Origin of the sequence: Arenibacter certesii DSM 19833 (assembly GCF_000429545.1) — a bacterium.
In the GTDB taxonomy this organism is placed as follows: domain Bacteria; phylum Bacteroidota; class Bacteroidia; order Flavobacteriales; family Flavobacteriaceae; genus Arenibacter; species Arenibacter certesii.
Genome location: NZ_AUCB01000013.1, coordinates 74818 through 101507, shown reverse-complemented (window position 1 = coordinate 101507; position 26690 = coordinate 74818). Strand labels below are relative to the sequence as shown.

The window sequence follows — 26690 nt, the reverse complement described above, 5'->3', positions numbered from 1 at the left end:
ATGAAAAATTTAGTCATTTGCTCACTCCTACTTCTCTTCATTTCTTGTTCAGAAAATAAGAATACGTCCCCTTCAGAAACCGCAAAAATTGTTGCTAAAAGCTTTTTCTCTAAAGATGAATCAGTTCTTAAGAAGCATACAACACCGGAAGGATATAGCAGTTTGGTTACTGTTCAAAATATGATACCAGATTCTGATAAAGAAATCGAGGTAGAAATTTTAGATGAAGCTATTGATGGCGAGATTGCTTGGGTAAAATATAGCTCTACCTATGATGGAAAATCTGGTATTTTTAAATTGGTTAAAGTGAATGGACAATGGAAAGTCACTAATAAAGGGCCTAGAGAAAAAGGGCCTTTTTAAGGGAGCTCAAATAACATTCGAATTCTGAATTATCAGCATTTAAAAGATACCGAATAGGTACTTTCTATATAGAATTAATTAGTCTTCTATTTTTTTTAAAAGCCCTTCTGGGCTTTTTTATTATCATATACATCTTCTTCCTAAAAATTCTCACTAATCAACTCGCAATAGGCACTAAGCCAAGTGAGTCAATTCAGAATGTCTAAAGCTGAAACATTTGCGGATTTATTCTCAAACTAATTCAACAATTTTTTTATCTTTACAATGAAGTTAAACTTTAATTTTTATTAAACTGAATATGCTTAAGGAACTGGACTTGCAACAAAAAACTGGACAATTAGTTGAATGACTAAGCTGCTAGTTCATGATTATACATATCTAATTCAAATTCTTTGATAGTTTTGTTCCCTAAAAAGGAATGTCTTCGTTTATTATTGTACCATGTTTCTATCCACTGAAAGATAGATAATTCAGCTTCAGATTTTCGTTTATAATTGTGCCTATATACCCATTCTACTTTTAAGGATTTAAAAAAGGATTCAGCCACCGCGTTATCCCAACAGTTTCCTTTACGACTCATAGATTGCTTAACTAGGCCATCATAGTTTTTAATGATAGAGGTGAATTTTTGACTAGCATATTGTATACCTCTATCAGAATGAAAAATCAGAGGTTCCAGCAAAGTTGTGTTCTTTATAGCCATATTCCAAGCTCTTACAATAGTGTTGTCTGCAGTGAGGTCTTCACTTAAAGACCATCCAACCACTTTTCTATTAAATAAATCAATAATTACAGTGAGGTATAACCAGCCTTGTTTGGTCTGAATATAAGTGATATCACTTACCCAAACTTGGTTTTTCTGCTTAACATCAAAGCATTGGTTGAGTAAATTAGGAGCTATTGGATAATTGTGACTACTCTCCGTGGTTGTTTTAAACCTCCGCTTTCTTTTAGCAAATAAATAATTAGCTCGCATAATACGGGCTACTCTAGGTTTAGATACCTTATACCCTAATGCTTCCAACTCTGATTTTATCCTTGGAGCACCATAGCTTTGAAAACTAACATCAAATATGGTTTTAATAAGAGAGCTTATCTTTTGGTTTTCTATCCACAACTTACTTGGCCCCGATCGTAACCAGAAATAATAACCGCTTTTACTTACTTTTAATACTTTGCACATCGCCTCAACAGGAAACTTCATAAGGTGTTGTTTTATAAACCTATATTTTTCTTGTCGCTCACGGAGAAGATGCCAATCGCCTTTTTTAAAATATCACGCTCTAATTCAGCTTCTTTTAAAGCTTTTCGTAAACGGTCTATCTCCTTTTCTTCATCAGTCATTTTGGGCTTACCTCGACCCGGAAAACTGTTTTTACCGTAGTCTTTTAACTCTTTTCGCCATCGATAAAGCACGGATGGAATAATGTCTAAGTCTTCACATACTTGCCTTACATTGTCTTTGGCATAACTTAGTTCTACAGCTTTTTGCTTAAATTCTAATGTGTAATGTTTTGCTTTACTTCTCATAATTGCTAAAATAATAACTAGCAAACAAATTCTCTCAACTTAATGTCTAGTCTAATGTAGTAATTCCAGTTGCAAGTCCATTGAACTCTGAAAAATTCAAAGAAATCCTGAGAGATTATTATTTAAAGGAAATAACTTAATTTACAGATGCTCTAAAATAAAAAATTTATAGTTTTTAAAGGCAAAATCCATATTTTGTTATTATCCAAATATTGATTTCGCTTCAATATAAATCCTTTCAAAATTAGCTTCCAATTCTTCATTTGAATATTCTTTTGAACCGTTTGGAAGCTCTCTTTTAATATTCTGTAACTTAAATTGTACCCTTTTATCCTTTCCATCCGCATATGTGATAAACTCTCCTTGCTTCAATCGAAAGAAAACATCTGCCCTGATTTTAGGAATTTCCTTTTCTCCTGTCGTAATTCTTGTATCAAAATCCAGATTGTGACCACGGCTTATGCTTTTTGTCGGGTCTTTAACAATCTCAAAAAAGCGTTCATAATATTTTGCAGTATCAGGATCATTAACCTTTCCAAAAAACTGATAGGATAGATTGCTTAAAATTGCCTTACTCGCTTTATCGCCATACATCATATCATTTTGTATTTTATCTTGCATCACATAAATTGTAGAGATATTATAGCTTCGAAGTGTTGCAGGAATACGGTGCATATTTAATAAACGTATCGTAGGTGCTTCTTCCATCAACAGAAAAGAAGGTTCACTATTTCTAACACTCATTTGCTTTGTAATTGTATGGATTATAGTCGCTATAACAGGCGAATACGAAGTCTCAAATTTGGGATTGTTCACTATAGAAATTACAGCTGGATTTTCTTCGCTATTTATATCGAGTGGCACTTCATCTGCGGACAATGCCATAAAAATACGTTGTGTACTAATTCGTTTGAGCGCATTGGCCAAGGTGCTTTTTACACCAGCAGTCTGTCTTTCAGAATCTTTGCCACTAATAAAAGCATCTGCCATTGCTCGTGAGGTGGTGTTGGTTTCCAGAAACTGGATTAGGCTTTTTGTATCAAGAAATTGATAAACAGCTATCAAATGGGGTAACGTACAGTATTTTGGATATTCCGTTTTTAATTTCCAAATTAACCCACCAATCAAACCTTCCGCAGCATCGTTGAAGAATTTTGTTGTGCCTGTTGTTCCACTTTCTCTTTGCTCTAATAGATTTTCGATTAAGACCCTTGAAACCTCATTAACGCTTTCCTCGTTCTCTAAATAACGTGGCGCAATAGGATTTACCCTATGGATGATTTTATCGAAGGAAATGACCTTAAACGGAATATCGCTATCCTTGAAAAGTGGATATGCCATTTCGGTCAATTCAAAATCTTTATAGTCGTGGATGATTCCACAAAAACCTTCTTTTTGGAAGTGTTTCAGAAATCCATAAACCACACTTTCGGTTTTTCCGCTTCCAGCGGATCCGATGACGGATGCGCCACGTTTGATGTTATCTAATTTGAAATTTCCTTTGGTGGTCGCAAAGTTGACTTGGTATTTACTATCTCCGTTTTGCGAGCTTTCTGTTTTATGAAGAAAAACGTATAGTCCTGTATTAATTAATAGTAGCGGACAAACTAGATACAACAAAATCAATGTTAATTCATTTCCAGCAGCAACATAGAATCCGAGAAATGACAGTATTGCGATATTCAGAAGAAACGCATACTTGCTTACCCGAAACATCGCATAGAAAACAGTACTGGTAAAACCAATAATTGAAAGTGTCGTTATGATATTATCTATCTGCATAATACTTAGATTCCGATGGAACTTGATTTAATTGCTATTTCTGCACCACGTCTTAACCGTTTGAAAACCCGAAGTGCAATTTGTGCTTGGCTTACTGGAATACTTGGTATTACTGGCAAGCCTGTTTTTGTAATCATTTTAAAAGCCAATGCCTTTTCGTTAGCTGGCAGTTTCATCAAAGCAGCAAAATAGAGGTTGGGATTTTTTACAAAATCTTTTCTTGCTTTGTAGGTTTCAGCAAAATTGCGTTTGTAGCCAAATTTTGTATCGAAGGTTTTTTCTGCTTTCGCGAAAAAGGTGTCCCTATCAAAACCTCGCTTTACCTTTTTACCGTGCATTTCAACCTCTGAAGCTTTGTGTTTACTACCTGGCGAAAGACTAACGGAATTGGAAGCATCTTTTCGGCTTACGATAATATGGATATGACTTTGGTTTCCATCTTTTGCCATTCCTTGAACTATTCGTTTTCCATTTTGTTGATGTGGTGCTTGGCGTTCCAGTTTGGCAATTTCCCTGTTCATCTTTTTAATATTCCCTTCCGCTCGTCCGTCCTGTACATTTTGTATTTCCGTTTTGAGCTGTAGTATTTTTGTAGCATACGGTTGGTTTTCTTTAATCTGAAAATCGGTTCCCTTGAACGCTCTTTGATGTTCAATTTTCGCATAGTATTTTATGTCATCAATAGATATAGGTCGCCCATTAATTTCTCGATTGAAGCTGGCAACATAATCCTTCATTAGCTCACGAGTGTAGGTTTTTAAATCTTGGCTATTGTTCTGAAGTTTTCGCAATTCATACTTTGAAGGACTGACCGTAATCGAATAAAATTTGGGTTCTTTCTTTTTCAATTTTGCGGTATTTCCATCAATTTCTTTGACCACTTCTTCTGCGGAAATTTCATCGCCATATTGGTTAAAGAAGTGTTCTACATCTTGTTGTTCCAAACCTTGATTTTCTTTCTCTAAATAGCCTACAAAATCCGCTGAACCCTGACTATAAGTGCCGCCTAATTTTTGAGGTGTTATTGTGATGTACATAGCTCAAAAATTTAAAGTTGATTACTTGGGTTTTGCTTTTCGCGAAAGCGTACTTCCTTTTTCTCTTTGGCATATTTCTTTTCCACAATCAGAGGCTTTTCATTTGGTTCTTCTGTCTGAAAAAGAGATTGAATCATCGCTACCGTAGGTTTGGTTTGTGTCTTTTCTACATCCCTCATTATGGCAATTACAGCATTGATTCTTTTAAGTAATTTGGCTTCGATAGTTCTTCCGGTCGGACCCAGCTTTTCCTTTGGCGAAATTTCATTGTAGAAGAAAAAATCAAGCATCGTGGACATTGCCTCCGTATGCGATTTGAAGTAAGTGCGTGAGAATGTTTGGAAACGTTTTGCAGTTTCCTTTTTAAATCTAATTCCAATAAATGAGTCCATATTTCGCCGATTTGTCGCAAAATCTTCCCTAAAAATGGGCGTTTACAGCCCGTTTGTCGCAAATTGCTGATTGTCAGGAAATTAAAATATATTCAAATCACTGATAATCAGCTATTTGAAAACAAAAAGGAATCCGAAACATCGCGCAGCGTGTTACCCTCTTGCTATTCCTTTTCGTCACGCCCAAGCGTGACAAAAATCCATACAATCCAGCTAAAAAGCCGATTGCCATTTTCAGGGAAAATGATTTTCCGATATGTTATTTTCCGATGTGTACGGTTATCGGCGAAAGTAAAAAATGGATAACCTTACTTTAATTTGTGTGCTGTATTTCCAGCGATATAAAGATACGTTTTTTTATTGACTTCAAAATTAATTGCATAAGAAAGCACCTCTAAAATTTTAGAGGTGCTTTCTTTTAATTTCAAAAACTATATGTTGAAAATGTATTTATACGAATACAAATTCCGTAGTGCTTCTTCGTCAAGCATCTTGTCCAAACTGGTATTATGCTTGGTTGCATAATTCATAATATCCTTGCCATATTTTTCCTTTACATCTTCTTTGGAACTGGCAATTAATCGCTCTTGTGTTTCCTCGTTCAAATCGGTAAAATTTAGATATATCATAACTTCCGATTTTTAGTATTCGCTTGGCAACATCAGCGTGCCATTTACAAAAAATAACCGAAGTTCATCAAGTGGGAAATCGGTAACCCGATAGCCGTGTTTTTCTAAAATATTATCATTGCCATCGCTGTAAATTATTTCAGCTTCATAACCAGAATAATCTTGTTTTTCTTCGGGCAATCTTTTGAAGTCAATGGTAATAAATTCACTTCGGCTCATCAGACTTTTTGCAATTACGGACGTGTCCGTAATAAGCCAAAAACATTCAGCAACTTCTGATAAATATTTTAGTCCATCTGTAAAACGGGTTTTCAATAATGGTAAAGAGTAGAACATTTCAGTTCCATTAAAATATTGTAATTGCTCTTTAATTTCGTTAACTTGTGCTTTCATTGTTATTACATTTTATTAGTTAATAATGAAAAAGAGGGCGCATCTTTCGACGGTTACGCCCTCTTTCATTTTAAGATTTACTTGTCGTCTTTGCTTCCAAGTAATAGAATTTCATCGGCTACAACTTCCGTAACATAGCGTTGTTCGTTATCATCATTTGTATAACTTCGGGTTTTAAGTTTTCCCGATATTCCAACTTCTTTGCCTTTAACAACATACTTCTCTACAATTTCGGCAGTTTTGCCCCAAGCTACTACGGTATGCCAATTCGTGTCCGTTTGCTTGTTGCCTTCTTTGTCCTTGTAATACTCATTTGTTGCTAATGAAAAACGGGCTACTTTCTTTCCGCTTTCAAGGTTCGTAATGGTTGGCTCTTGTCCAACGTTTCCAATTAACTGAACGTGATTTTTAATAGTACTCATAATAAAAAGATTTGTGTCTGCTTTGTATCAGACTGGTTTATATTTCCCCTATTTGTTTTAAACTGAATTAAATTTTAAGGGGTGTTTGTTCTTTTCTTCTGTGCACTGCACAATGGATAGAGTGGGTTTTGTCAAGACTTTTCGGGCAAAATCAGGTGTGTTTGCGACGTAGTAAAATCCTTAGATTTTCAAGGAAGTAGAAACCTTATTTTTCACTAAAACTTGTATAGTCTTGACAAGTTCCATAAGGGCATTAGCAATTCTTTTAAACGCAGTTGCGTTTGAGCGTACCGACAGTTAAGCGAGATAAGCAGCTGTGTTTATATTAGAATTGGTTATGTCGTGCCTGTTTTTCGACGCCCCGAAAAACAACAAAGGCTTTATCCATTATAAACCCCTTAAAATGTGTAAGGCAGCGGTTCGGTTTTTAAGGATTTTCGATTGAGGGCTCAAGAAGACCGCGCCGAAAATCCTGTTAAGAAAACCGAAGGGATGACTTTCCGATGAAAAACGGACTTAATTCTCAATTTTGGCAAAGGAATGAAGTGTTCCTTCCCAGCATAGCGGGAAGGGTTAGCGGAATGGAAAGCTAAAATTGGGGATTGTGTCCAAGACCTTTGTAATGAAGCTCTTTTCACGAAATGTAGCTTTTCGCGAAATGCAGGGGAATGTGCTGAACGGATTAAGAAAATTATTTATTCTCATTATGCAGGATTTAAAGCGGACTTGACTTTGAAGGTGTAGGTTGGAATGCAGTTTGACCGCTTCCCGACTTTTCTCGGGAATGAACGGGCAAGTGGAATGGAAAACGGAAGCTTTGAAGTTGTGTCCAAGATTATTATAGGAAAGCGCTTTTCCCGGAATGAAGCTTTTCGCGAAATGTAGGGGAATGTGCTGAACGGTATTGCTTTTAAACCTATAAATAGCAAGCACAAAAAAATCCAGTTTAAGGTACTGGATGAACCTTTTGGCTTTATGCCATAGCATAGACTTCATTAAACAGCTTTTTATCCAATCGTTCTTGTTGGCCAAAGCTTTTCTTTAAGACATTATGAAGTACTGAATTAAACGCATTGTAACCTAACCAAAGATTTGGTTCTTCATTGAGCAACAAAGCTTCATAGTTTAAGATTTCGATGACCTCACGAGATTTTTTCGACGGGTCGCTGTTCTTGTCGCTACATTCATACCGGAACAGTTTCGTCCTGTCAAGAATCGCTTTCACAAATTCCTGTGTATCGATGATTTTAAATTCTTTCATCTTGTCTAATTTCTTTGTAATGGTGTAGAATTCATTGTCCAGAAATTTATCGAATAGATTGTTCAACCTTGGCATAATAAGGTGCGTATTGTTCTTACTATGTTTGATGGAAAACTCGATTTCTGCCTGAGAAACGTGTAGTCCGTTTGAACATACTTCTCTATAAAACCCGAAGTGTCCAGAAGTTTTTTCACTTCCGTCATACGAGTTTTTGAACCGAAGCATCGGTAATATCAAGTCCTTATCGTTCTTGACGGTAAACTGGCTTTTGTCGTCGATGATAAAGTCGGTAATGAACGACCTGTCATTTTTGTTGATGGTGCGTTTGTGAAAGTTCAGCTGTGCATCGGTCAGCATTTCTTCAGCTTTCTTGAAGAACAGTTGGTTCGGAATGTGGCCATAGCTGTTCGATACCACGTTGACGATTTTGCCATTTGAGATAATGGCATTTTCAAGTCCTCTTCGGGATTCCATCTGTGTCAGACTTTTTAAGGATTTCATTTCTGATGGAACAAAGATTTCATCCTGTTGCAAATTTTGTAAATACATAGCTTTTGAATTTAGATTAAACATTTTGTGATAATACTCGGTAATAGTTGGGATGCTTATCCCTGTAGTAAGCGAAATGGCTTTCCCCACTATCAATGTCATAATTTTCACTACTCGATTGATAATGCTTTTCAGCTTCTTGTAGCGAAATTTTAGGTTTTTCAGATACTCGTTTCATAATGATATATTTTGATTAAACAATATTTGAGCAGTACTCAAACGGAAGCTAAAATCTCAGCTCAAAAGGAAACGGAATAAATAAGCGTAGGATGTTGCGTTGGCTTTATGCCGTAGTCTTTTGATGGGTGTATTTTACGAGTTTACCTTTGCGCTAACTATTGATTGATAACCCCTTCCTTATCAACCCATCTTTTAAAACACTATCATAAAAAAGAAAAAGGGCCAGCACGAATGCCGACCCTTCTTCAAACAACAAAAGCTAATCGTTGAGTTCCTTAATTTGCTTTTCAAGAACTGTGATACGCTCTTTCAAACGTGCTTCACGCTTGTCTCTCTTTTCGGCATATTCTTTTTCTATGCCGGCAATCTTGGATTTGTAATATCCTTGCATTGCGTTGTAAAATGAAATGTTTGTCAGATTATTGACGTGATTGCTTTCGCCAAAATGCACTTGCTTTGTTAGCATATAGCGTATCAACTTGTGAAAGATTTCCTTTTTGAACTTCTTCTTGAAATTATCGACCATTTCAACTTTGGTCATCTTTGAAGTGTCGCCCAAGAACTTTGAGAAATACTTTTGTTGGCTCATATAGTCCACATTATTTTCAAAGAGCGATATCGAGAATGCCGACATTTCATCCGTTGAAAGTGTCTTCTTCGTATCGATATATTTCGTTTCACGAATCATCTGCACAACTTCTTCAAACTGCTTGTTGTTCTCTATTTGCTTCTTACGGATTTCTCTTTCGTTGATTTTAACGATTTGTTCTTCAGGCGTACAATCTGCCATTTTCCTGTTGGCCAATGGTGCCGAATATTCCGTAGAATCGTTCTTTGATTTTTCAATAATCGTTACAAAGACCTCTTTGTTCCTGTACGTTTCAGGATGGAAAATAACACCATCTACAAATCCATCTTCTTTTGCTGAATTGAATTTTTCCAATGCTTCTTTATAATTATGCATTGCTTCATCCAATTCTGTCTTTAATTCATCTTCAGAATAATCGTAATGCTGATATTCTATCTTGATACCCTCGATTGTTGGCTCAATCGGATTTTCTAAGATTTCAACATCGTCCAGTAAATAGACTTTCAATCCATTCTTTTCCAATTGTGATATTATGAGCTGATTGTTTTCGTCATCTGCCCAATACTGTCGTATCTCAGGAATTAGCAGGATGTTCTCTTTTTTTGATTTCTTAATCAGGTTTAAGAACGATTTACTTTTCTTAGTTTCAAAACAGGCTGATTTTGTACAGACCATTTTTCCTTCGCCGAACAGATTACCTTGATTTGCAGCATTGAAAGGACATTCTACACAAGACCCTGCTTTTGGGACCAATTTTTTATCGGCTACATCAAAGGATGCTTTTTCCAAATCGTAGGTCTGGTCTTTAATCATCCTGTTTATCTGATGTGCATTAAAATCCTCGCCCATAGTTTCCAACATCATCTGCTGTTCTTCTGGTTCAAAGAGCGCTACACCTACGCCCAAGGATATGGTCATTTCGCCATTTCGTACAAAGTGCTTAAAGCCCTCTATCAATCCTGCTAACTTTAGGCGTTGTCTTATAAAGTTGTCTGTTCTGCCCAATCGCTTTGCAATTTCAGCAGGTGCATACTTTTCACTCAGAAAGGCAATTGCTTCGGCCTCTTCGGTAGGTTCAACATCCTGTCTTTGTAGATTTTCAATGATTTGAATTTCCAGAACATCATCGTCCTTATACGTTCTTACAATACAGGGTATCGTTTTCTTGCCAGCTAACTTACTGGCACGATACCTACGCTCGCCCATTACGATGATATAATCTTTTTTGGATTTCCTTACCGTAATAGGTTGTAGTACGCCGTGCTTCTCAATACTTTCTGAAAGCTGTTCTAGCAACTTTTCATCAAACGTTTTTCTGGGTTGCATCGGGTCGGGTTTGACTTTTGCAATAGGCAGATTCTCAATTTTAAGTGCCTGGACTTTTTTTCCGTTCACTTCTTTTTTGGCAGCTACTTTTGTTCGACTGCGCTTTTTTGTGGTACTCGCTTTTGTTGTCATAATACTCAAATTTTTGATTAAACAATATTTGAGCAGAAACCAAACGGAAGATAAAATCTTGGCTCAAAAGGAAACGGAATAAATGAGTAGTGGAAGAAGCGTTGGCTTTATGCCGTAGTCTTTTGATGGAAGTATTTTACGAGTTTAACTTGCGGTAATATTGTATGACAATAAACTTCATCCTAAAGTAGGATCAATTCTAACTTTTATTCGTTGAAGAGTGTAGATGTTTAAATACAAGAATTTGTCCCATATTTATGCTTTTTTTGGGACAAGAGTAAAGTAACTGAAAGAGAATGTTTTTTGAATAGAATGATAAAAAAACGCTAGACTTTATTGAAATAAAGAGTTTTTCATAGCACTTAATGTCAAACAATTAAAAAGCATATCATTTTATATTAGCACCAAAAAAAAGCAAAATGTTGTACCTATGTTGTACCTGTCCTATTTTTAGCCACTATTTTCAAATGAAAAAAGCCGAAGATTTCTCTTCGGCTTTTGTGCGGGCGGGGAGACTCGAACTCCCACACCTCGCGGCATCAGATCCTAAGTCTGACGTGTCTACCAATTCCACCACGCCCGCATTTTAATATTTTAACACTTTTTATTTGGTTTAATCCTAAGTCTAGCGTGTCTACCAATTCCACCACGCCTGCATTAGTTCCGATTATTATCGGGATGCAAATATAAAGCAATTTTTGAATTCTGAAATACTTATGCAATAAAAATTTCTTTTTTGTATTTTTATCGTTTATACAAAAATTAAAATGCAACAAATAACAGAGTACCTCAACAAAAACAAGGACCGTTTTATTAATGAACTAATAGAACTCCTAAAAATGCCTTCCGTAAGTGCAGACCCTGCTTTTTCACAAGATGTATTAAATACCGCCGATGCGGTAAAAACTGCTCTTTTAGAAGCGGGTTGCGACACGGTAGAGATTTGTGAAACTAAAGGATACCCTATTGTTTATGGAGAAAAAATAATAGATCCAAAACTTCCTACCGTATTGGTTTATGGCCATTACGATGTGCAACCTGCAGATCCTATTGACCTGTGGGACTCCCCTCCATTTGAACCCGTCATTAAAAAAACCGATATCCATCCCGAAGGCGCCATCTTTGCCAGAGGAGCTTGTGATGACAAAGGGCAGATGTACATGCACGTTAAAGCCATGGAATTTATGGTGAAAAACGACAAATTGCCGTGCAACGTAAAGTTCATGATTGAAGGAGAAGAGGAAGTCGGAAGTGAGAACTTGGGCGAATTTGTAGCCAATAACAAGGAGAAACTTGCCAATGACATCATTCTAATTTCCGATACTGGAATGATTGCCAAGGACGTGCCTTCTATTACTACCGGACTTCGTGGTCTTAGCTATGTAGAAGTAGCTGTTACCGGTCCTAACCGAGATCTGCACTCCGGACTTTATGGTGGTGCAGTAGCCAACCCTATTAATGTACTCACTAAAATGATTGCTTCCTTGCACGATGAGAACAATCGTATTACCATCCCAGGATTTTACGATAAGGTAGAGGAGCTATCCCAAGAAGAGCGCAACCAAATGGCAAAAGCACCCTTTAATTTAGAGAATTATAAGAAGGCACTAGACATTAAAGATGTATATGGGGAAAAAGGATATACTACCAATGAGCGCAACTCCATACGTCCAACTCTAGACGTTAATGGTATTTGGGGAGGCTATATTGGTGCGGGTGCCAAAACTGTGATCGCTAGTACAGCTTACGCAAAAATATCTATGCGTTTGGTACCACATCAAGAGTGGGAAGAAATCACCAGACTTTTTAAAGCCCATTTCGAAAGGCTAGCCCCTGCAGGGGTTACTGTAGAGGTAAAGCCGCATCACGGTGGACAAGGTTATGTCACCCCAATTGATAATGACGGGTACAAAGCAGCCTCAAAAGCCTATAAAACAACCTTTGGCAAAACACCAATTCCACAAAGAAGTGGTGGTAGTATCCCTATTGTAGCCCTGTTTGAAAAAGAACTCAAGAGCAAGACCATCCTAATGGGCTTTGGCCTGGACAGCGATGCCATACACTCGCCCAACGAACACTTTGGCATTTGGAACTACCTTAAAGGAATAGAAACCATCCCGTATTTCTACAAATATTTTACGGAACTATCCAAAAAATAAATTTTAAAAATCCGCTCCTTTTCGAGCGGATTTTTTTTTGCTATAGAACCTACATACAATATCTTCCTATTACAAACACCATCAGTCGGTGATTAAGCGTAGTCGAAATCACAATTACATGGTAATGAGTATTGAGTCCTGGCGCTGAATTTTCTCTAGACAACAAGGCTATTTCCTATGAAAAGGCCCTTAATTTCTTAAAAGAAAATAAGCAGCTAAGTATTAAAGTTGAAGAAAATAACGGGGAAAAGCCTCAGGTAAAATTATCTACTAAACCAATAAAACATGAAAACTAAACAAGGTTGTTTTTCTATAATATAGCCTAATGTGGTGTGATAAAACACTTCGAAACTATACCTTGTAAGACCAATACAAAGAAATCCATAAATGAAGAATCTCATTTATGGATTTTATAATTTTTGAGCTATTGTTTAGTATTGCTCCAACAAGTAGTTTAGTAAATCTGTAGTGGTCACAATACCCACTAATTCTCCATCATCAACCACTGGTAAAGCGTGAAACTCCTCTTTAGATAAGATTTCTGCCACTTCTCTAATCGTTTTGGTAGAAGACACATGCACAGGATTGTTCACCATTACCTGCTCTATGCTCAACATATTATAAATAGCCGTGTCCACATCAGAATCTTCTTCCCCATACGAATCCACAAAACTAATTCGCAATAGATCGGTTAAACTTAGAATACCGACTATTTTCTTATCACTTACTACTGGAATATGACGAATCTTATGTTTTTTAAACAATTTCTCTGCATCCAATAAGCTATTGGTGTGATTAATTGTAATTAAATCGGTCGACATTATTTTTGATACTAGCTCTCTCTTTTTCATATTATTATACTTTATATTCCATTTTTTAATACCATAAAGATCATTAAGAATAGGAACTTAACATATGACATAAGTCAGGTTAAGAGATAATACTTTAGATGAGTACTCGTGTTTGGTTTAGCGAAGTAAACTAATAAGAAAGAATTTCCGAAAACTGCTGTAAAAGGCATACTATGCCATCAGGAAAGAGCTGCATTACGTTTAATATAATAGGACATATATATCAACCAGCCAAGCGTACAGGCCTCTACTACTCTTTGAAACAATCCAATATAAGGTCCTGCTGCATCATTTATTAAAAGCCCTACAAAGCCATAGGCCAGGATTCCACAGGCTAGTGAGACAATCCGCATAATGGATTTGGAACCCAATCCTATTAATATAAGACCGCTAGGCACCACTATATAAGTGAACGCTCCAACAATTGTATGTATTATTTGTGAGGCAGACGGATCTATAAACTGAGGGTTACAGCCTATATCACAAGGAAAAAGTGAAACGATAATAGTTCCTATCCCATAAAAAACACCTACCACCCAAAACCCCAAACTCACTAGTTTTGATTTTGGCAATACTAACGGGGCAAGAAAGGAAAAAATAGCAATAGAAATTCCACTAGGAATGAATCCGGCCCATCTTAGTAACGGACCATATGTGGTACCATGAGCATAGGATTCACTGATTAGTTGCCGAGTGTGACTATAATCTTCCATAAAAATGCCACCCATGATTGTTGCTAATACAAATAATAGCACCCCACTTAGCCCGAACCAAAAGATCCTTATTCTAGTTTTAATTGGTTGGTTAGGCATTATAAAATATATTAATTACTAGTATGGTCAAACTCCCCACATTCGCGCCCATAAGGCCGATAGCAGGAGCTTGGCATCTCTTTTTAGTTTAGGAGTCTCTTCTACCACTACATCCCCTTCTATAGGCTGTATTTTATAACTAAAAGCGAATCTATCCTCATCTGGCTCCAAACTCATCAAACCAAAGCGGAGGTCATTAAAATAAAGTTCCCCATTATCCTCTACGATAGTATACCAACCCTCTGTAATTCCTTTTAATCGCTGCACTTTATCCTGTGCCGATAAATCCCCTAGTAATTGATGGTTTTTAGGGTATCGACTAAAATGAATGGGCTGTTGGTCAAAAAAAGAATAATTTCCTATTAAGTAGGCGTCCCCTACATCAATATTAGCAGACCAAAGTATGGTGTTAAATGGGGATGGTCTTACCGTTATCTCCTTATAATCTATTCCTTGATCTTTTAGGTTCTGGGTGATTTTATTGTAAGCAAACCCCTTTAACAAAAGGGTAACCCCCAAGTAAGCAGTACTCACCGTTAGCCCCAGCTTATTATATTGAGCACGTTTAGGGGAATCTCGTTTTTGCATCATAGTCAAAATGAGAAATACTAAAAACGGCAAAGTATATAGGGGGTCTATTACAAATATACTTTGAAAGGCCAGCTTATATCCAAACGGCCAGAATAATTGTGTGCCCCAGGTGGTAAAAGAATCGAGAATAGGATGTGTAAACAGTCCCCAGAACATAAGCCACGACCAATCTTTCCAACTAGCAGGTTGTTTTCGTTCCAATTTATAGATTAACCATCCAAATACTGGTGCAAACAGAATGGAAAAGAAGATAGAATGCGTAAATCCCCTATGCCATTCAATAGCGGATACCGTATCGGTAAAATAATTCGCTATAATATCTAAATCGGGAATAGTCCCTGCAATAGCGCCATATAGCATGGCCTTATTGCCTACTTTCTTTCCTAAAACTGCTTCCCCAACCGCAGCACCGAGTACTATTTGTGTAAGTGAATCCATTTAAATTTTATAATCCTCTAAACCTAAAAATAAACTAGCTCCTTCGCATTTCGTATTGCTAACAGCCCATCTCGCAATAGTACCGTTATTCTACAATTTCCATCTTCTTCAATAAAAAGGAAGCATTCATATTCTGACAAATTCCATCTTTAAACGTATAGTCAAAATGTAGTTCGTTATCAATAATTTCCGCATCAAAATAATGGTTCTTAATTTGTGGGAGATCTGCTGATGCTTCGCATAGGCTTAAATCGTGGGTAGCAATAATCCCAGTAGATTTAGACCCCACTAATTTCTCCACAAATTTTCTAGACCCTCTAGCCTTATCCAAGCTATTGGTGCCTTTTAAGATTTCATCGAGTACTATGAAATAATTATCTGTTTTAATCTCATCTACAATGAATTTCAATCGCTTTAATTCCGAGAAAAAATAGGACTCATCATCGGTAAGAGAATCTGTGGTGCGCATGCTTGTAATTAGCTTTATTGGAGTGTACTCCACTTCTTCTGCACAAACAGGAAGTCCCATATTAGCCATAACCAATTGCAAAGAAACGGTACGCAAGAAGGTACTTTTCCCTGCCATATTGGCTCCTGTGATAATAAAGAACTGTTCCCTTTGGATATCAATATCATTGGCAACCGCTTTTTTGGGGTCCAACAAGGGATGCGATGCCTTAGTCGATTTTAATACCGTATTATTTTCCACTAATTTGGGAAAGGTATATGCCGGATGGTTATAAGCAAAATTCCCCATGCTATTATAGGCATCAAAAAATGCGATGGTAGCAAACCAATGTTCTGCTTTAGCACCGTGATTTGCAATCCAATCTTCCAATTTATAACCTTGTCGTAGATCCCAAAGTAAAAACCCGTTCCCAAATAGACCAAATATCATGTTATTACGCTGATCTAAAGCACTTAATTTGGCAGTGAAATCTTTTAGTAGCTTAGAAGCGGGTTGCTCTTGTGAGAGCACCGTATTTCTTTTTCTCCTTAACAGGTCGGATTTAAACTCAACCTTTTCAATCTTTAAGATAAGCCATTGATATTGCTGAAAAGTACTTTGCACTCTATTGGCATCCAAAGCCAATTTACCGGTTTTCCCTATAAAAAATCCAGTTAGCAATAATCCCACCAGAAAGATGATTATAATAGGATACCCAGGAAGCAGGCCTAGAAAATACCCGGCAAGGGATATTATTGAAATCAGGGTAAACAAATTTGGCAACCACTTCATAATTTTAGGGACGTAGGCTTTGTACCCCTTTAGCCAAGAAACAATAGTTTTTGTACTTGCATCTGCCTTTACCAAAGTGGCAGTCGCAGAAAAGTCTTGTCGCCAATCGGGCATTTGGGAAAGCTCTTTTACCGCTTCTTGTCTAGGTAATATTCCATCAATATTATTGGATAAAAATAGTTCTACCAGGTGATCGCTACCATCGGGCAAAGCCGTTCTGTTACTATATTGATAAAAAGAACCCTTACCAAACAGGTCTATATCCTGAGCAAAGTAGTGACTATCATCCTTATATTCTTTACCATCTGGAAGGTGGTGGTATTTACGATTTAGGACCTGAATCTCAGTTTCGTTTATATGGATCAAAGCTAAAATCTTATCCCTTTTGTATTGTATGTCTGTATGTTTACTCACTAGAAATAGAAAAAGGGCAATGGTTATAATTATGATCCCTATGACCAGTTTAGTATTTCCAAAAAAGAAATACGCGCCAAAACTCCCCAATAAGAAAACCGCCAAACGCAGAATACTAGAAGTGAGTAATTGATTTTTAACCACCCGTAGCAACTCCGTTTGCGCTGCGATTTTTTTATTATAAAATGATATTAATTGATCCATATGGGAAGATTAAAACACTGATTTTTTGGGATAACCTATTGGTCCCGCAGTTGAGCTTGTAATTTTTTGGTGAGTTTTACTACTACTAGGTCATAGGAGTGGTCTATTAATACCCGAACTAAATCCGGCGCTAATTTTTCTACATAAATGGTATTCCAATGAATTTTACTCATGTGGTAACCCGGAATAATTTTACCGTCATGGAGTTCCCTAAGTTCAATAGCTTTTTCTGGGTCGCACTTTAAATTGGCTCTAAGAGGAACTTGTTCTAAAGAGGTGAGGGCAAACATCTTCCCCATTACCTTAAACACCAAGGTTTTTGAATCGAAAGGGAATTCTTCTGTCACCCCTTTTTTATCCAAACAATAGGTTCTAAATTCTTCTATATTCATTCCTAAACTAGCTATGGATTTTTAAAAAGGACGACACAAAATTAGCTTCACCTATCTCCAGTCCTACGACTTACTAGATACTAGTTGAATCGTAAACGATGACTTTGGTCCACAAGTCGCTAGACTCTTTTACAAACAGTAAGTGTGGTTCTTCTTTCTGATACTTTTCTTGTGCTTCTGCAGATTCAAATGTCACTACTAAGGAATAGGTAAAAGATCCATCTACCACGTCCCTAGATGCCTTTGGGGGCACACCTATAAACTTGGTCTTGGCATACTGAGAATGGTCTAAAAACTTTTTAAGAGAAGTTTCAAATGCTTTTCTATCTTCAGCATTATCAGGGTGCTTCAACCAAAAATACACGGTATGCACAAAATTTGAGTCAAATTGTTTCATTTTTTCTTCTGTTTGTCCGCTAACAACGGTAATCGTTAAAAATAGTATTCCTAAAAATATGTTTTTCATCAAAAGTTTGTTAATGTTTTTATAGCAGTGTTACATGTTCAACAGATTCTCCTTCTAAGGTAGGCGAATAATAGCTTTATTATTTATTTAATTTCTGATGCTTATATTCGTTCAATTCCAAGGCGCTATAGTCCAATTTCCATCCAATAGTCTGTACAATATTCTCTATTAAAAGTACTGCTTCCAAAGCTTCCCTATTCGCTGTATCCATTAATCCACTTGCAGGTATTTTCTCTTCTATGTGCTTTTTGGCTTCTACATTAAGAGAGGTAAGATCGGACGGAGTAAAGACATTAAAAAATCCGTTTTTTATATCGTAAAATTGAAGATCCGGAGATATGGATAATATTTCGGGTTCAGGGAAATTCGTCAGGACTATTTTCTTCTTCTCGTTATCTGCATGCATTCGCAGTTTCTTTAGGTCGAATCCAATGTGCACTTTAGCATTAATTACAATCAACGCTTTCTTCTTACTACTTACCATGCTTAAAAAGTGCTCCCTAGTATTCTCATAGCGATATATTTCAGCAAAGTCGCCCTCCACAGTGATCAGTTTACAGACGCTCTTAATCTTATCCAATAAAATGGTAGACTGGTGTTCTGTAAGTTCTTTGTTCCTTTTCTTTCTGAACAAGGAAAATACCCAGTACATAGCAATAGCTCCAAGGATAAGCCCTAAAAAAAGTTCTAATATTTCATTCATGTGCGTTACCTATTTCGCCTAAGTGGGTGTATTTAAATCCCTTATCATATTTTAAACCATAACCAAAAGCCCTATCCAAAGAGGCATGGGAAAATAAAATTACACCAATTAGTTGGCACAAAGGTAAGGAAAGATAAATCCCTATTAAATAAATTGCGATTCCAATACCCTTATGATGTAGGAGATTGTATCCTATTGCCCCGGTCCTATTTCCTTTTAGATACCCTACCATACCAATGTCTGGAGTTAATATTAAACCAGCAAACCACCACCAGTTATAATTTAGTAGACTAAAAAGATAAATCCCAAGAAGGAACATCAACATTTCTTCTATCTTTATTAGCTTACCCATCTTTTATTAATTAATCTTCAATTTTGTACAAAACTGGTCTACTGGGACTTGCGTCGTTTTCAAAAGGTGCGAGTTGCAGGTTTAAGAAGTATTTCCCATCTGGAATAGTATTGGCTACAAAAATCAATTCCGTAATAGTGGCATTCTGTCGTATCTTTCCTTCAACATCCCAAAATGCTTTGTGGGCCAATAAGTTGCCATCATCTTTCTCTTTATCCACAGAAGGCAGGTCTATCAACAGGTGTTCTATCCCTTTGTCTCTTAATAACTCAGCCGCATCTCCCATCAAATAGGGCGGATTGGTATGGGAATATTGCCTGGATTTCTTTTCGCTTAAATTGGGAATGGTCCTAATGACTACTGCTTCCCTATTTTTATTCCCCAAAGCATATTGTAACTGCTTTTTGGAAATCACAAAATCGTCTCCCATTTTTTCTGGAGCTACAGTAATCACCTCCGTCATAAAGAAATATTTAGACAGGCATTTATTTACCGATCGGAATTCTTCTGTTATATGTCCCACACATTCGGTATGTGTACCATGGGAATGGGGGTTAAAGTATATATCATTAAAATTTGTAGAACCTCCCTCGGTAACTTTCCCCACAAATTCACCCTCCTTGTGTGGCTCTATTTTAGGAGGAGGCAGGTACCAAGAGGTCACATTATTATCGCCTCCTATAACAGGGATAGAAATATCCAAGGGGTTTGCGAGGTCTATAGTATATTTTATTTTATTGTGTTTTATAACTGCTTTCATGAATGGTACTATTCTTTCCGTATTTTAATCTCAATTAATAATTTATAATGCACTCCAACTTATTGCATTTTTAGGTAAAGTTGAATTGTTGAAAATATACCTATAACCCTCTCCCATAATTCGAGCTTAGGTCCTGAAACATGTTTAGGACAAGTTAACAATAAATAGGTCGGCCGCTATTCCGTCGCTTAAAAACTTACCTTTTGGCGCTACTAAGAGGTGGTTATCTTTTATAACCAACAGTTCCTCTTTAATTTTCTGTTCTACTTGTTTTAATAAGTACGCATGAAACTCTTGTCCAAAATCCGCTTTAATCCTATCCAAAGATACTCCCCAAATTGTCCGCAGTCCTGTCATTATATATTCGTTATAACGATCTGTTTTAGACAACACTTCCGTTTCCATAGGTAAGATGTTTTGGGTGATGGATTTTATGTATTTGGCATTGTTGTTAATATTCCACCCCCTTTGTTTTCCATCATAGGAGTGCGCAGATGGACCAATGCCCAAGTACTTTTTCCCCTGCCAGTAGGCAGTATTATTCTGTGAAAAATAGCCCTCTTTTCCAAAATTGGAAAATTCATAGTTTATATATCCGGCAGCTGTAAGTTTATCTACTAAAATATAGTAGTGGGCTTCGGCCAACTCATCATCTACCGGTGCTATTATTCCCTTATCTATAAACGCTTTTAAAGCGGTTTTGGGCTCCACGGTAAGGGCATAGCTTGAAATATGCGGGATTTTAAATGATAGTGCTTTTTCGATATTGGCCGTCCAGCGTTCATTGGTCATCCCCGGAACCCCATAAATGAGGTCGATAGAAATATTATCAAAATAGGCACTTGCTAGGGCGATGCATTCTTTCGCTTCTATTGCATTGTGGGCCCTGTTCATCAACTTTAGATCTTCCTCAAAAAAAGATTGAATACCAATACTTAACCTATTGATGGAAGTACTGGCCAATTCTTTTATTTTATGTTCAGATAGGTCATCGGGATTTGCTTCTAAGGTGATTTCTGGCGCTTCTACCACTTTGTAATGATGTTGGACTGCAGCCAGAATCTGTTCTATTTTCGAGGGTTCTAAAACCGATGGGGTGCCCCCTCCAAAATAGATGGTATGTACCTCTTCATTAGAAAAATCGGTTTTCCTCATTTCCAATTCCAGTATCAAAGCTTGTATCATTGCCTCTTTCTTCCCCATACTGGTAGAGAAGTGAAAATCGCAATAGTGACAAGCCTGTTTGCAGAATGGGATATGTATGTAGATGCCGCTCATTTTCAGTGATCAGTAATTAGTAATCGGTAGTCAGTTTTGTTTGGAACCAAATTTTTGAGGATTTGCCATCATATAATTAATTAATTTGCCCACTTGGTGACTTTCCTCCATAAGCTCATCAAAAATATGCTTTTCTAAGTACTTACAAGAAAGAGCAAACGCTAGCCATGACTGTAATTCCAAATTTTCCGCATCACTATCACTTAATTTACTGATAAAATGTTTTTGATACGGTCGCTTTCCGTAGGCCTCGGCAATATTTGCAGACACACTTCTTGAACATCTCCTAACTTGATCCGTTAAGGAATACACCTCCTCTTTTGGAAACGATTTTGACACTTCAAAAATACGCATTGCCAAATCAAAAGATTTGCGATAAGCCAAAAGATCTTGAAATTTCATATTACTTTCGTTTCCTTTACTGATTACTATTTACTGACCACTGAACACTGAACACTGAACACTGAACACTGATCACTTCTTCACCCGTTTCTCGTTTTGCTTTACGAAGGCTTCCCATCCGCTATAATTTTTGCCGACTTCTATACGGCCTTCGTTATAGAAATGACATACTGCTGCGGCGAGTCCGTCGGTGCTATCTAGATTTTTGGGGAGTGTTTTTAGTTTAAGGACACTCTGTAGCATTTTGGCTACCTGTTCTTTACTGGCATTTCCGTTTCCGGTGATGGCCATTTTTATTTTTTTGGGCAGGTATTCCGTTATGGGAATTTCTCGTGATAATCCTGCGGCCATGGCCACCCCTTGGGCTCTACCAAGTTTTAACATGGATTGTACGTTTTTCCCAAAAAACGGAGCCTCAATGGCAATTTCATCTGGATGATAGGTATCTATCAGCTCTATGGTGCGTTCAAAAATAAGTTTCAGTTTGGTATAGGGATCGCTATATTTTTGCAAAAGAAGTTCGTTCATTTGGAGGAACTCCATTTCTTTATTCACCACTTTTATTAGACCGAAACCCATGATAGTGGTACCAGGATCGATCCCCAATATAATTTTTTCGTGTTTCAAAAAAAGCTATTTGTTAGTTACTATTGAGTACAATAGGAATGCGGAATTTGGCATTTACGGGAATACCTCTTTTAAGGGCGGGTTCTATTTTGGGCATACTTTTTAGGCTCTGTGTTATAATGCCATTAAACTCGGGCATTTGATCATCTATATTGGAATTTTTCTGAATCCCCAATACAGAAATCGACCCATTTCTGTCCATCATAAAATCCACGTATATAGTATCTTTCACTTCGGTATCGATTACAAAATCGAAGTCCTCCAAAGTCCTTGAAAAATGCATAAGTAAGGTAGTCTCAAAGCATATTCTTTGCGCTGGTTTAGAAACCATTTCGTCACAATCAGAAAACATCGGATAACGGTCTACCTCATTAAAGTTAATATTTTGCATTTCCTCATGCACCAATTCTTGGGTTTTATCTTCTTTAGAAGTAAACCAATCACAAGAGGCAAAAAGACAAATACAAGCCAAAACCACAATTTTCCTCATGAATGCCATATTCTAGGGCGGAAATTACAATAATTTGCTCAATTTAGTAGGCATTCACGTGAATTTCCTGCTTTATTTCGGATATTCTTTTAGCAGAAAAATAGAGGTTTTGGGGTTTAGGTTATCTTCCTTCTATTATATCCATTATCAAAAGCACAAAATTCCGATAGCCAGCGAACTATCGGAATTTAATCTTCCACTATTCTTCTATTGCAACTTAAACGTAATGGGAATGGAATAAGGCACCCTGACATTTTTACCTTTTTGTTTACCCGAAGTCATGCTAGGTAATAGAGAAATAATCCGAGCGGCCTCGTCCTCCAAAAGTGTATCTGGACCCCTCGTTTTAACACCGCCTATACTCCCATCCTCTTGAATGACAAGCAAAATATTCACTCGACCTTGAATACTATCCTTTTGAGCCTCTTCGGGATATCTAAAATTCTCCCTTATATGATTTTGCATCATTTCATTAAAGCAGGCTCTTTTATCCTCCGCATTCTCACAGCCGGGAAAAACGGGCACCTTCTCTACGGTTGCAAAAGGGATATCAATACCTGACTGCTCATTCAATTTAAATGTAATAGGAATGGTGAAAGTAATTTCTACTTTCTTTCCCATATGCTCACCTGAAATCATTTTTGGAAGATTGGATACCACTCTCTTCACTTCCTCCTCAAAAATTTTAGCTGTACTTCTGAATCTTAATCCTCCAATACTACCATCGGTCCCTGCAGTAAACATTGCATTAACACGACCTTGAATTCCTTTCTTCTTCGCCTCTATAGGATATTCTAAATTTTCAAGTACAAACGATTTAAACTCGGTCTCAAAACAAGCATTCCTATCAGCTTCCTTATCACAAGAAACAAAAACAGGAATTTTATCCATAATTTCAACATCAGCCCTATCCCAATTACCGGACCGGGAAATGGTGGCATTTTCCGATCCATTAACAACTATTTCGGGAAGTGCTATGCTTTCCAAATCATTTTTCTGAGCTTCCTGAGCTTCGGATGAAGTATAGGCCAACATACCTGCCACCAAAGGGAGCATTAACAAATACTTTAACCTCCAGATTTGTTTTGATTTCGTTTTTTGTAACATGACGATTCGTTTTTTGATTAATGAACTTTTATAAAAATGATTGATGAATGAAATATTTTGGGTCTGAAAAACCTGCGATAACAACATTTGATATTGTTCTTCCTTGTGGGTTTTGGCCACTTTTGCATCGGCGATGAACTCGTGCAATTCGGAGATTCGGTTTTGATAGACATAGACCATGGGATTAAACCAAGCCACTATCCGCATGACCTCAAAGAACAATAAATCCAATGAATGTCGCTGTTCTATATGCACCAGCTCGTGCTGAATGATACTATCATGATCCTTTTCCAATACTTTGTCCCCTATGAAAATGGACCTAAAAAATGAAAAGGCCATTTGACTATTGTGCACCATTATTCGGGTAAAACTTTCAAAGTAGCGGATCTCGCCCTTTCTTTTAAGTCGATACAGCTGATCCAGTTTAAAGCAAAACAACACTGCTGCTAAGAGCATTCCTCCATATAACGCCATTTCGGTGGTAGAAAATTGGATTGAAGGTGTAGGTTTAGGGGTTCCTACCACTCCAGCCGATAGTTCCATGCCCCACAGATATTCTGGACAAACAAAGGATTCCTGCGATACGGTAGTCTTTAACGCCTCAATTTTAATCCACGGAAGTAATATAGAAAGCACGAAGGAGCCTAGAAGGTATGCCCTGTTCCATTAGTAGAAAGTCTCCCTTTTTAAAAACAGGTCATACACTATTAAAAATAAAAGCTGAAACGCCATGCATTCTAGGATATACTGTATCATTCCTTTTCTTTTTTAATTTCCTTCATAATGGATTCTAACTCGGAAAGACTCATATCATTTTTCTTCATGAAAAAAGAAACCATACTTTTAAAAGAACCTTGAAAATAACCATCCACCAACTTATTAATGGATTGGTTCCCATAGTCCGATTTCTTCACCAGTGGGAAATATAAATGTCCCCTTCCCTCCTTCTCATGGTCTACAAACCCTTTGCTCTCTAAGATCCGGACAATAGTAGATACCGTGTTATAGGCAGGTTTAGGTTCCGGTAGTTCGTCTATAATTGCCGCTACATTACATTTTTTCAACTGCCATAACACTTGCATTACCTCCTCTTCGGCCTTGGTCAACTGTCTCATACAACTAAGCTTTTAGTTTAACTTTAAATCAAATATAACTAAATTATTAGTTTAAACTAATGTTTTAGTTATTAAATTTTGTATTGAGGTGAATTTGATTAAGAAAAAGTGAATTTTTTAAGTGCCTCACCAATATAAAAAGCAGTAAGTGCGACTTCTCTCCCGAGCCCATTGGGAGTTGCGGAAAAGGGGGCTCCGTCGAAGTGACTACCACAGTCATTTCGAACGATAGAGAGAAATCACACTTATTACTAAGAAAGAAGTTCAATGAGATACAAAATGTAACTATCCTGACAAATTAAACTTAGTTACAATAAAGCCAAGTGTGTGCGACTTCTCAATCGGTGCGGAAATGCACCTCATGTCGAAGTGACGCATCCAGTCATTTCGAACGACCGGAGGGAGGAGAAACCGAAGGTTCACGAATACCCCTGAAATACAAATACCATGAGCTAAATCACACAAGTGGCTAAACGATAACCTTAATAAAGTAAAAGATGAAACTGTCTTGGAAAAATTAAACTTAGCCACCCCATAAGCCAATCTTGTGTGACTTCTCGTCGCCCTAAATGGGCTCCGTCGAAGTGACTAACTCAGTCATTTGATAAGGAGAAACAAATTGTTTTACTCCAGTTAAAATATCTGATTATTGAGGGTTTCCCATTTAGGGTTGAAAGAAGAAATAAGACTATTCTCTTTTTCTCTTCGCCATTTTTTGATTTCCTTTTCTCTGGAAATGGCGGTTTTTGGATTTTCAAATCCTTCATAATACACCAAGTAAATACAGTTATATTTTCCTGCAAAGGATTTTTTGGAATTTTGACTATCAAAATAGTGCTGGGAAAGTCTGCGTTGTATATTATTGGTTACCCCAACGTATAGTGTTGTGCGATATTCATTGGTGATTATATATACGAAGTGATTGAAAAACACTTAAAACTTGGATTGATATTACTATAAGATAATAAATAATTTCCGTTGATTAATCTGTGAATAAGGCAATTGGAAAGATACAAATAATAATGAAAAATATTATCTCCAAAGCCAATCTTTTGCGACTTCTCGTCGCCCGAAATGGGCTCTGTTGAAGTGACTACCACAGTCATTTCTTAAGCTACTGTAACAATTCTCCCTTATCTTCGTCCAACACCTAATAAACTCTAAAGAATTTAAAGGCGGTACATGGACATCATATTATTATTTCTTGGATTTCTTTTAATGGTGGTAGGGATATTGGGCAGTTTTCTTCCCGTTTTACCAGGAACACCGGTAAGTTGGATTGGCCTGCTTCTACTTCACCTTACCAAAGCGGTGCCAGATGATTGGGTGTTCTTGGGCATTACCCTAGGCATAGCAATTCTAGTTTTTGCCCTAGATTATATTATTCCCGTATGGGGAACCAAAAAATTTGGGGGTAGTAAATGGGGAATGATAGGCACTACTGTCGGCTTAATAGTGGCCCTTATTTTTCCGATTCTCGGTTTTTTCGGAATTATTATCTGGCCTTTTGTGGGCGCCTTGGTAGGAGAATTGATCAATAAAGCAGACCAAAAAACAGCCCTGAAGGCTGCTTTTGGGTCTTTTTTAGGGTTTCTTACGGGAACCTTTATAAAATTCATGGTCACCATAATCTATCTAGGGCTTTTTATCTATAAAGCCTGGGAATATAAGTCGGCCCTATTTCCGTTTCTGTAAACAAAGCGA

At 37.1% G+C, this 26690-nt stretch carries 29 protein-coding genes and 1 tRNA gene; 3 read left to right on the top strand and 27 right to left on the bottom strand.

Annotated features, from left to right (window positions below):
* On the top strand, positions 1-363 hold the full coding sequence (locus G466_RS0108420; protein WP_026813273.1) for a hypothetical protein: 363 nt from the start codon (positions 1-3) through the stop codon (positions 361-363).
* A 349-nt stretch (positions 364-712) separates the two neighbouring features.
* On the opposite strand, the gene G466_RS0108415 is transcribed toward G466_RS0108420, so the two are convergent.
* The 11 genes from G466_RS0108415 to G466_RS0108360 form a co-directional block, all read right to left on the bottom strand.
* A protein-coding gene (locus tag G466_RS0108415; protein WP_157373837.1) for an IS3 family transposase occupies positions 713-1917 on the bottom strand; the annotation gives its coding sequence in 2 pieces (ribosomal slippage) (positions 713-1635 and positions 1635-1917; 1206 coding nt in all).
* A 177-nt stretch (positions 1918-2094) separates the two neighbouring features.
* Positions 2095-3675: a type IV secretory system conjugative DNA transfer family protein gene (locus tag G466_RS0108405; protein ID WP_026813270.1), complete on the bottom strand. Its 1581-nt coding sequence runs from the start codon at positions 3673-3675 to the stop codon at positions 2095-2097.
* 5 nt (positions 3676-3680) lie between these two features.
* Positions 3681-4712, bottom strand: a complete 1032-nt coding sequence (gene mobB / locus G466_RS0108400; protein ID WP_026813269.1) for a MobB family relaxase — start codon at positions 4710-4712, stop codon at positions 3681-3683.
* Positions 4713-4723: 11 nt separating this feature from the next.
* Positions 4724-5104, bottom strand: coding sequence for a BfmA/BtgA family mobilization protein (locus G466_RS0108395; RefSeq protein ID WP_026813268.1), 381 nt, complete (start codon positions 5102-5104; stop codon positions 4724-4726).
* A 431-nt stretch (positions 5105-5535) separates the two neighbouring features.
* Positions 5536-5733 (bottom strand): hypothetical protein, encoded by a 198-nt coding sequence (locus G466_RS0108390; protein WP_026813267.1) that lies wholly within the window; start codon positions 5731-5733, stop codon positions 5536-5538.
* Between the two features lie 12 nt (positions 5734-5745).
* Positions 5746-6126, bottom strand: a complete 381-nt coding sequence (locus tag G466_RS0108385; protein WP_026813266.1) for a DUF6876 family protein — start codon at positions 6124-6126, stop codon at positions 5746-5748.
* A 77-nt stretch (positions 6127-6203) separates the two neighbouring features.
* On the bottom strand, positions 6204-6548 hold the full coding sequence (locus tag G466_RS0108380; RefSeq protein ID WP_026813265.1) for a single-stranded DNA-binding protein: 345 nt from the start codon (positions 6546-6548) through the stop codon (positions 6204-6206).
* A 973-nt stretch (positions 6549-7521) separates the two neighbouring features.
* Positions 7522-8358, bottom strand: coding sequence for a DUF932 domain-containing protein (locus G466_RS0108370; RefSeq protein WP_026813264.1), 837 nt, complete (start codon positions 8356-8358; stop codon positions 7522-7524).
* Positions 8359-8374: 16 nt separating this feature from the next.
* Entirely contained in the window at positions 8375-8536 is a 162-nt protein-coding gene (locus tag G466_RS23820; RefSeq protein WP_153267898.1) for a hypothetical protein, read from the bottom strand.
* Positions 8537-8797: 261 nt separating this feature from the next.
* Positions 8798-10585, bottom strand: coding sequence for a ParB/RepB/Spo0J family partition protein (locus G466_RS0108365; protein ID WP_026813263.1), 1788 nt, complete (start codon positions 10583-10585; stop codon positions 8798-8800).
* 501 nt (positions 10586-11086) lie between these two features.
* A tRNA-Leu gene (locus tag G466_RS0108360) sits at positions 11087-11168 on the bottom strand.
* Between the two features lie 184 nt (positions 11169-11352).
* On the opposite strand from G466_RS0108360, the gene G466_RS0108355 reads away from it, so the two are divergent.
* A complete protein-coding gene (locus G466_RS0108355) occupies positions 11353-12744 on the top strand; it encodes a dipeptidase (RefSeq protein WP_026813262.1) in 1392 nt (463 codons plus the stop codon).
* Between the two features lie 431 nt (positions 12745-13175).
* On the opposite strand, the gene G466_RS0108345 is transcribed toward G466_RS0108355, so the two are convergent.
* The 16 genes from G466_RS0108345 to G466_RS0108270 all read right to left on the bottom strand — a co-directional run bounded on the left by G466_RS0108345 (position 13176) and on the right by G466_RS0108270 (position 25919).
* The gene (locus G466_RS0108345; RefSeq protein ID WP_026811219.1) at positions 13176-13595 is read right to left on the bottom strand and encodes a CBS domain-containing protein; all 420 of its coding nucleotides are present in this window, start codon (positions 13593-13595) and stop codon (positions 13176-13178) included.
* A gap of 179 nt (positions 13596-13774) precedes the next feature.
* Positions 13775-14407, bottom strand: coding sequence for a DUF998 domain-containing protein (locus tag G466_RS0108340; protein WP_026813261.1), 633 nt, complete (start codon positions 14405-14407; stop codon positions 13775-13777).
* 27 nt (positions 14408-14434) lie between these two features.
* The gene (locus G466_RS0108335) at positions 14435-15436 is read right to left on the bottom strand and encodes a metal-dependent hydrolase (protein WP_026813260.1); all 1002 of its coding nucleotides are present in this window, start codon (positions 15434-15436) and stop codon (positions 14435-14437) included.
* Positions 15437-15521: 85 nt separating this feature from the next.
* Positions 15522-17294: a MutS-related protein gene (locus G466_RS0108330; RefSeq protein ID WP_026813259.1), complete on the bottom strand. Its 1773-nt coding sequence runs from the start codon at positions 17292-17294 to the stop codon at positions 15522-15524.
* A gap of 35 nt (positions 17295-17329) precedes the next feature.
* A complete protein-coding gene (locus G466_RS0108325) occupies positions 17330-17686 on the bottom strand; it encodes an MmcQ/YjbR family DNA-binding protein (protein ID WP_026813258.1) in 357 nt (118 codons plus the stop codon).
* Between the two features lie 73 nt (positions 17687-17759).
* Positions 17760-18152 carry a Dabb family protein gene (locus G466_RS0108320; RefSeq protein WP_026813257.1) on the bottom strand — a complete coding sequence of 131 codons (393 nt, stop codon included), beginning with the start codon at positions 18150-18152 and terminating at the stop codon, positions 17760-17762.
* A gap of 79 nt (positions 18153-18231) precedes the next feature.
* Positions 18232-18855, bottom strand: coding sequence for a DUF4230 domain-containing protein (locus G466_RS0108315; protein ID WP_026813256.1), 624 nt, complete (start codon positions 18853-18855; stop codon positions 18232-18234).
* Positions 18848-19207 carry a DUF4260 domain-containing protein gene (locus tag G466_RS0108310; RefSeq protein WP_026813255.1) on the bottom strand — a complete coding sequence of 120 codons (360 nt, stop codon included), beginning with the start codon at positions 19205-19207 and terminating at the stop codon, positions 18848-18850. Before G466_RS0108310 ends, G466_RS0108315 begins: the two co-directional genes overlap by 8 nt.
* Positions 19208-19217: 10 nt before the next feature.
* Positions 19218-19967 (bottom strand): cyclase family protein, encoded by a 750-nt coding sequence (locus tag G466_RS0108305; RefSeq protein WP_026813254.1) that lies wholly within the window; start codon positions 19965-19967, stop codon positions 19218-19220.
* Between the two features lie 144 nt (positions 19968-20111).
* Positions 20112-21245 carry a radical SAM family heme chaperone HemW gene (gene hemW, locus G466_RS0108300; RefSeq protein ID WP_026813253.1) on the bottom strand — a complete coding sequence of 378 codons (1134 nt, stop codon included), beginning with the start codon at positions 21243-21245 and terminating at the stop codon, positions 20112-20114.
* Between the two features lie 30 nt (positions 21246-21275).
* A complete protein-coding gene (locus G466_RS0108295; RefSeq protein ID WP_026813252.1) occupies positions 21276-21647 on the bottom strand; it encodes a four helix bundle protein in 372 nt (123 codons plus the stop codon).
* A gap of 72 nt (positions 21648-21719) precedes the next feature.
* The gene (ruvC, locus tag G466_RS0108290; protein WP_026811229.1) at positions 21720-22274 is read right to left on the bottom strand and encodes a crossover junction endodeoxyribonuclease RuvC; all 555 of its coding nucleotides are present in this window, start codon (positions 22272-22274) and stop codon (positions 21720-21722) included.
* Positions 22275-22287: 13 nt separating this feature from the next.
* Positions 22288-22764 (bottom strand): hypothetical protein, encoded by a 477-nt coding sequence (locus G466_RS0108285; RefSeq protein WP_026813251.1) that lies wholly within the window; start codon positions 22762-22764, stop codon positions 22288-22290.
* A 207-nt stretch (positions 22765-22971) separates the two neighbouring features.
* Complete coding sequence (locus G466_RS21645; RefSeq protein WP_157373836.1) at positions 22972-24507, bottom strand: M56 family metallopeptidase; 1536 nt, start codon at positions 24505-24507, stop codon at positions 22972-22974.
* 116 nt (positions 24508-24623) lie between these two features.
* Complete coding sequence (locus G466_RS0108275) at positions 24624-24986, bottom strand: BlaI/MecI/CopY family transcriptional regulator (RefSeq protein WP_026810968.1); 363 nt, start codon at positions 24984-24986, stop codon at positions 24624-24626.
* A 633-nt stretch (positions 24987-25619) separates the two neighbouring features.
* Entirely contained in the window at positions 25620-25919 is a 300-nt protein-coding gene (locus tag G466_RS0108270; RefSeq protein ID WP_026813250.1) for a GIY-YIG nuclease family protein, read from the bottom strand.
* Positions 25920-26168: 249 nt separating this feature from the next.
* Between G466_RS0108270 and G466_RS0108265 the strand changes: the two genes are divergently transcribed.
* The gene (locus G466_RS0108265; protein ID WP_026813249.1) at positions 26169-26681 is read left to right on the top strand and encodes a DUF456 domain-containing protein; all 513 of its coding nucleotides are present in this window, start codon (positions 26169-26171) and stop codon (positions 26679-26681) included.
* The last annotated feature ends 9 nt before the right edge of the window (positions 26682-26690 follow it).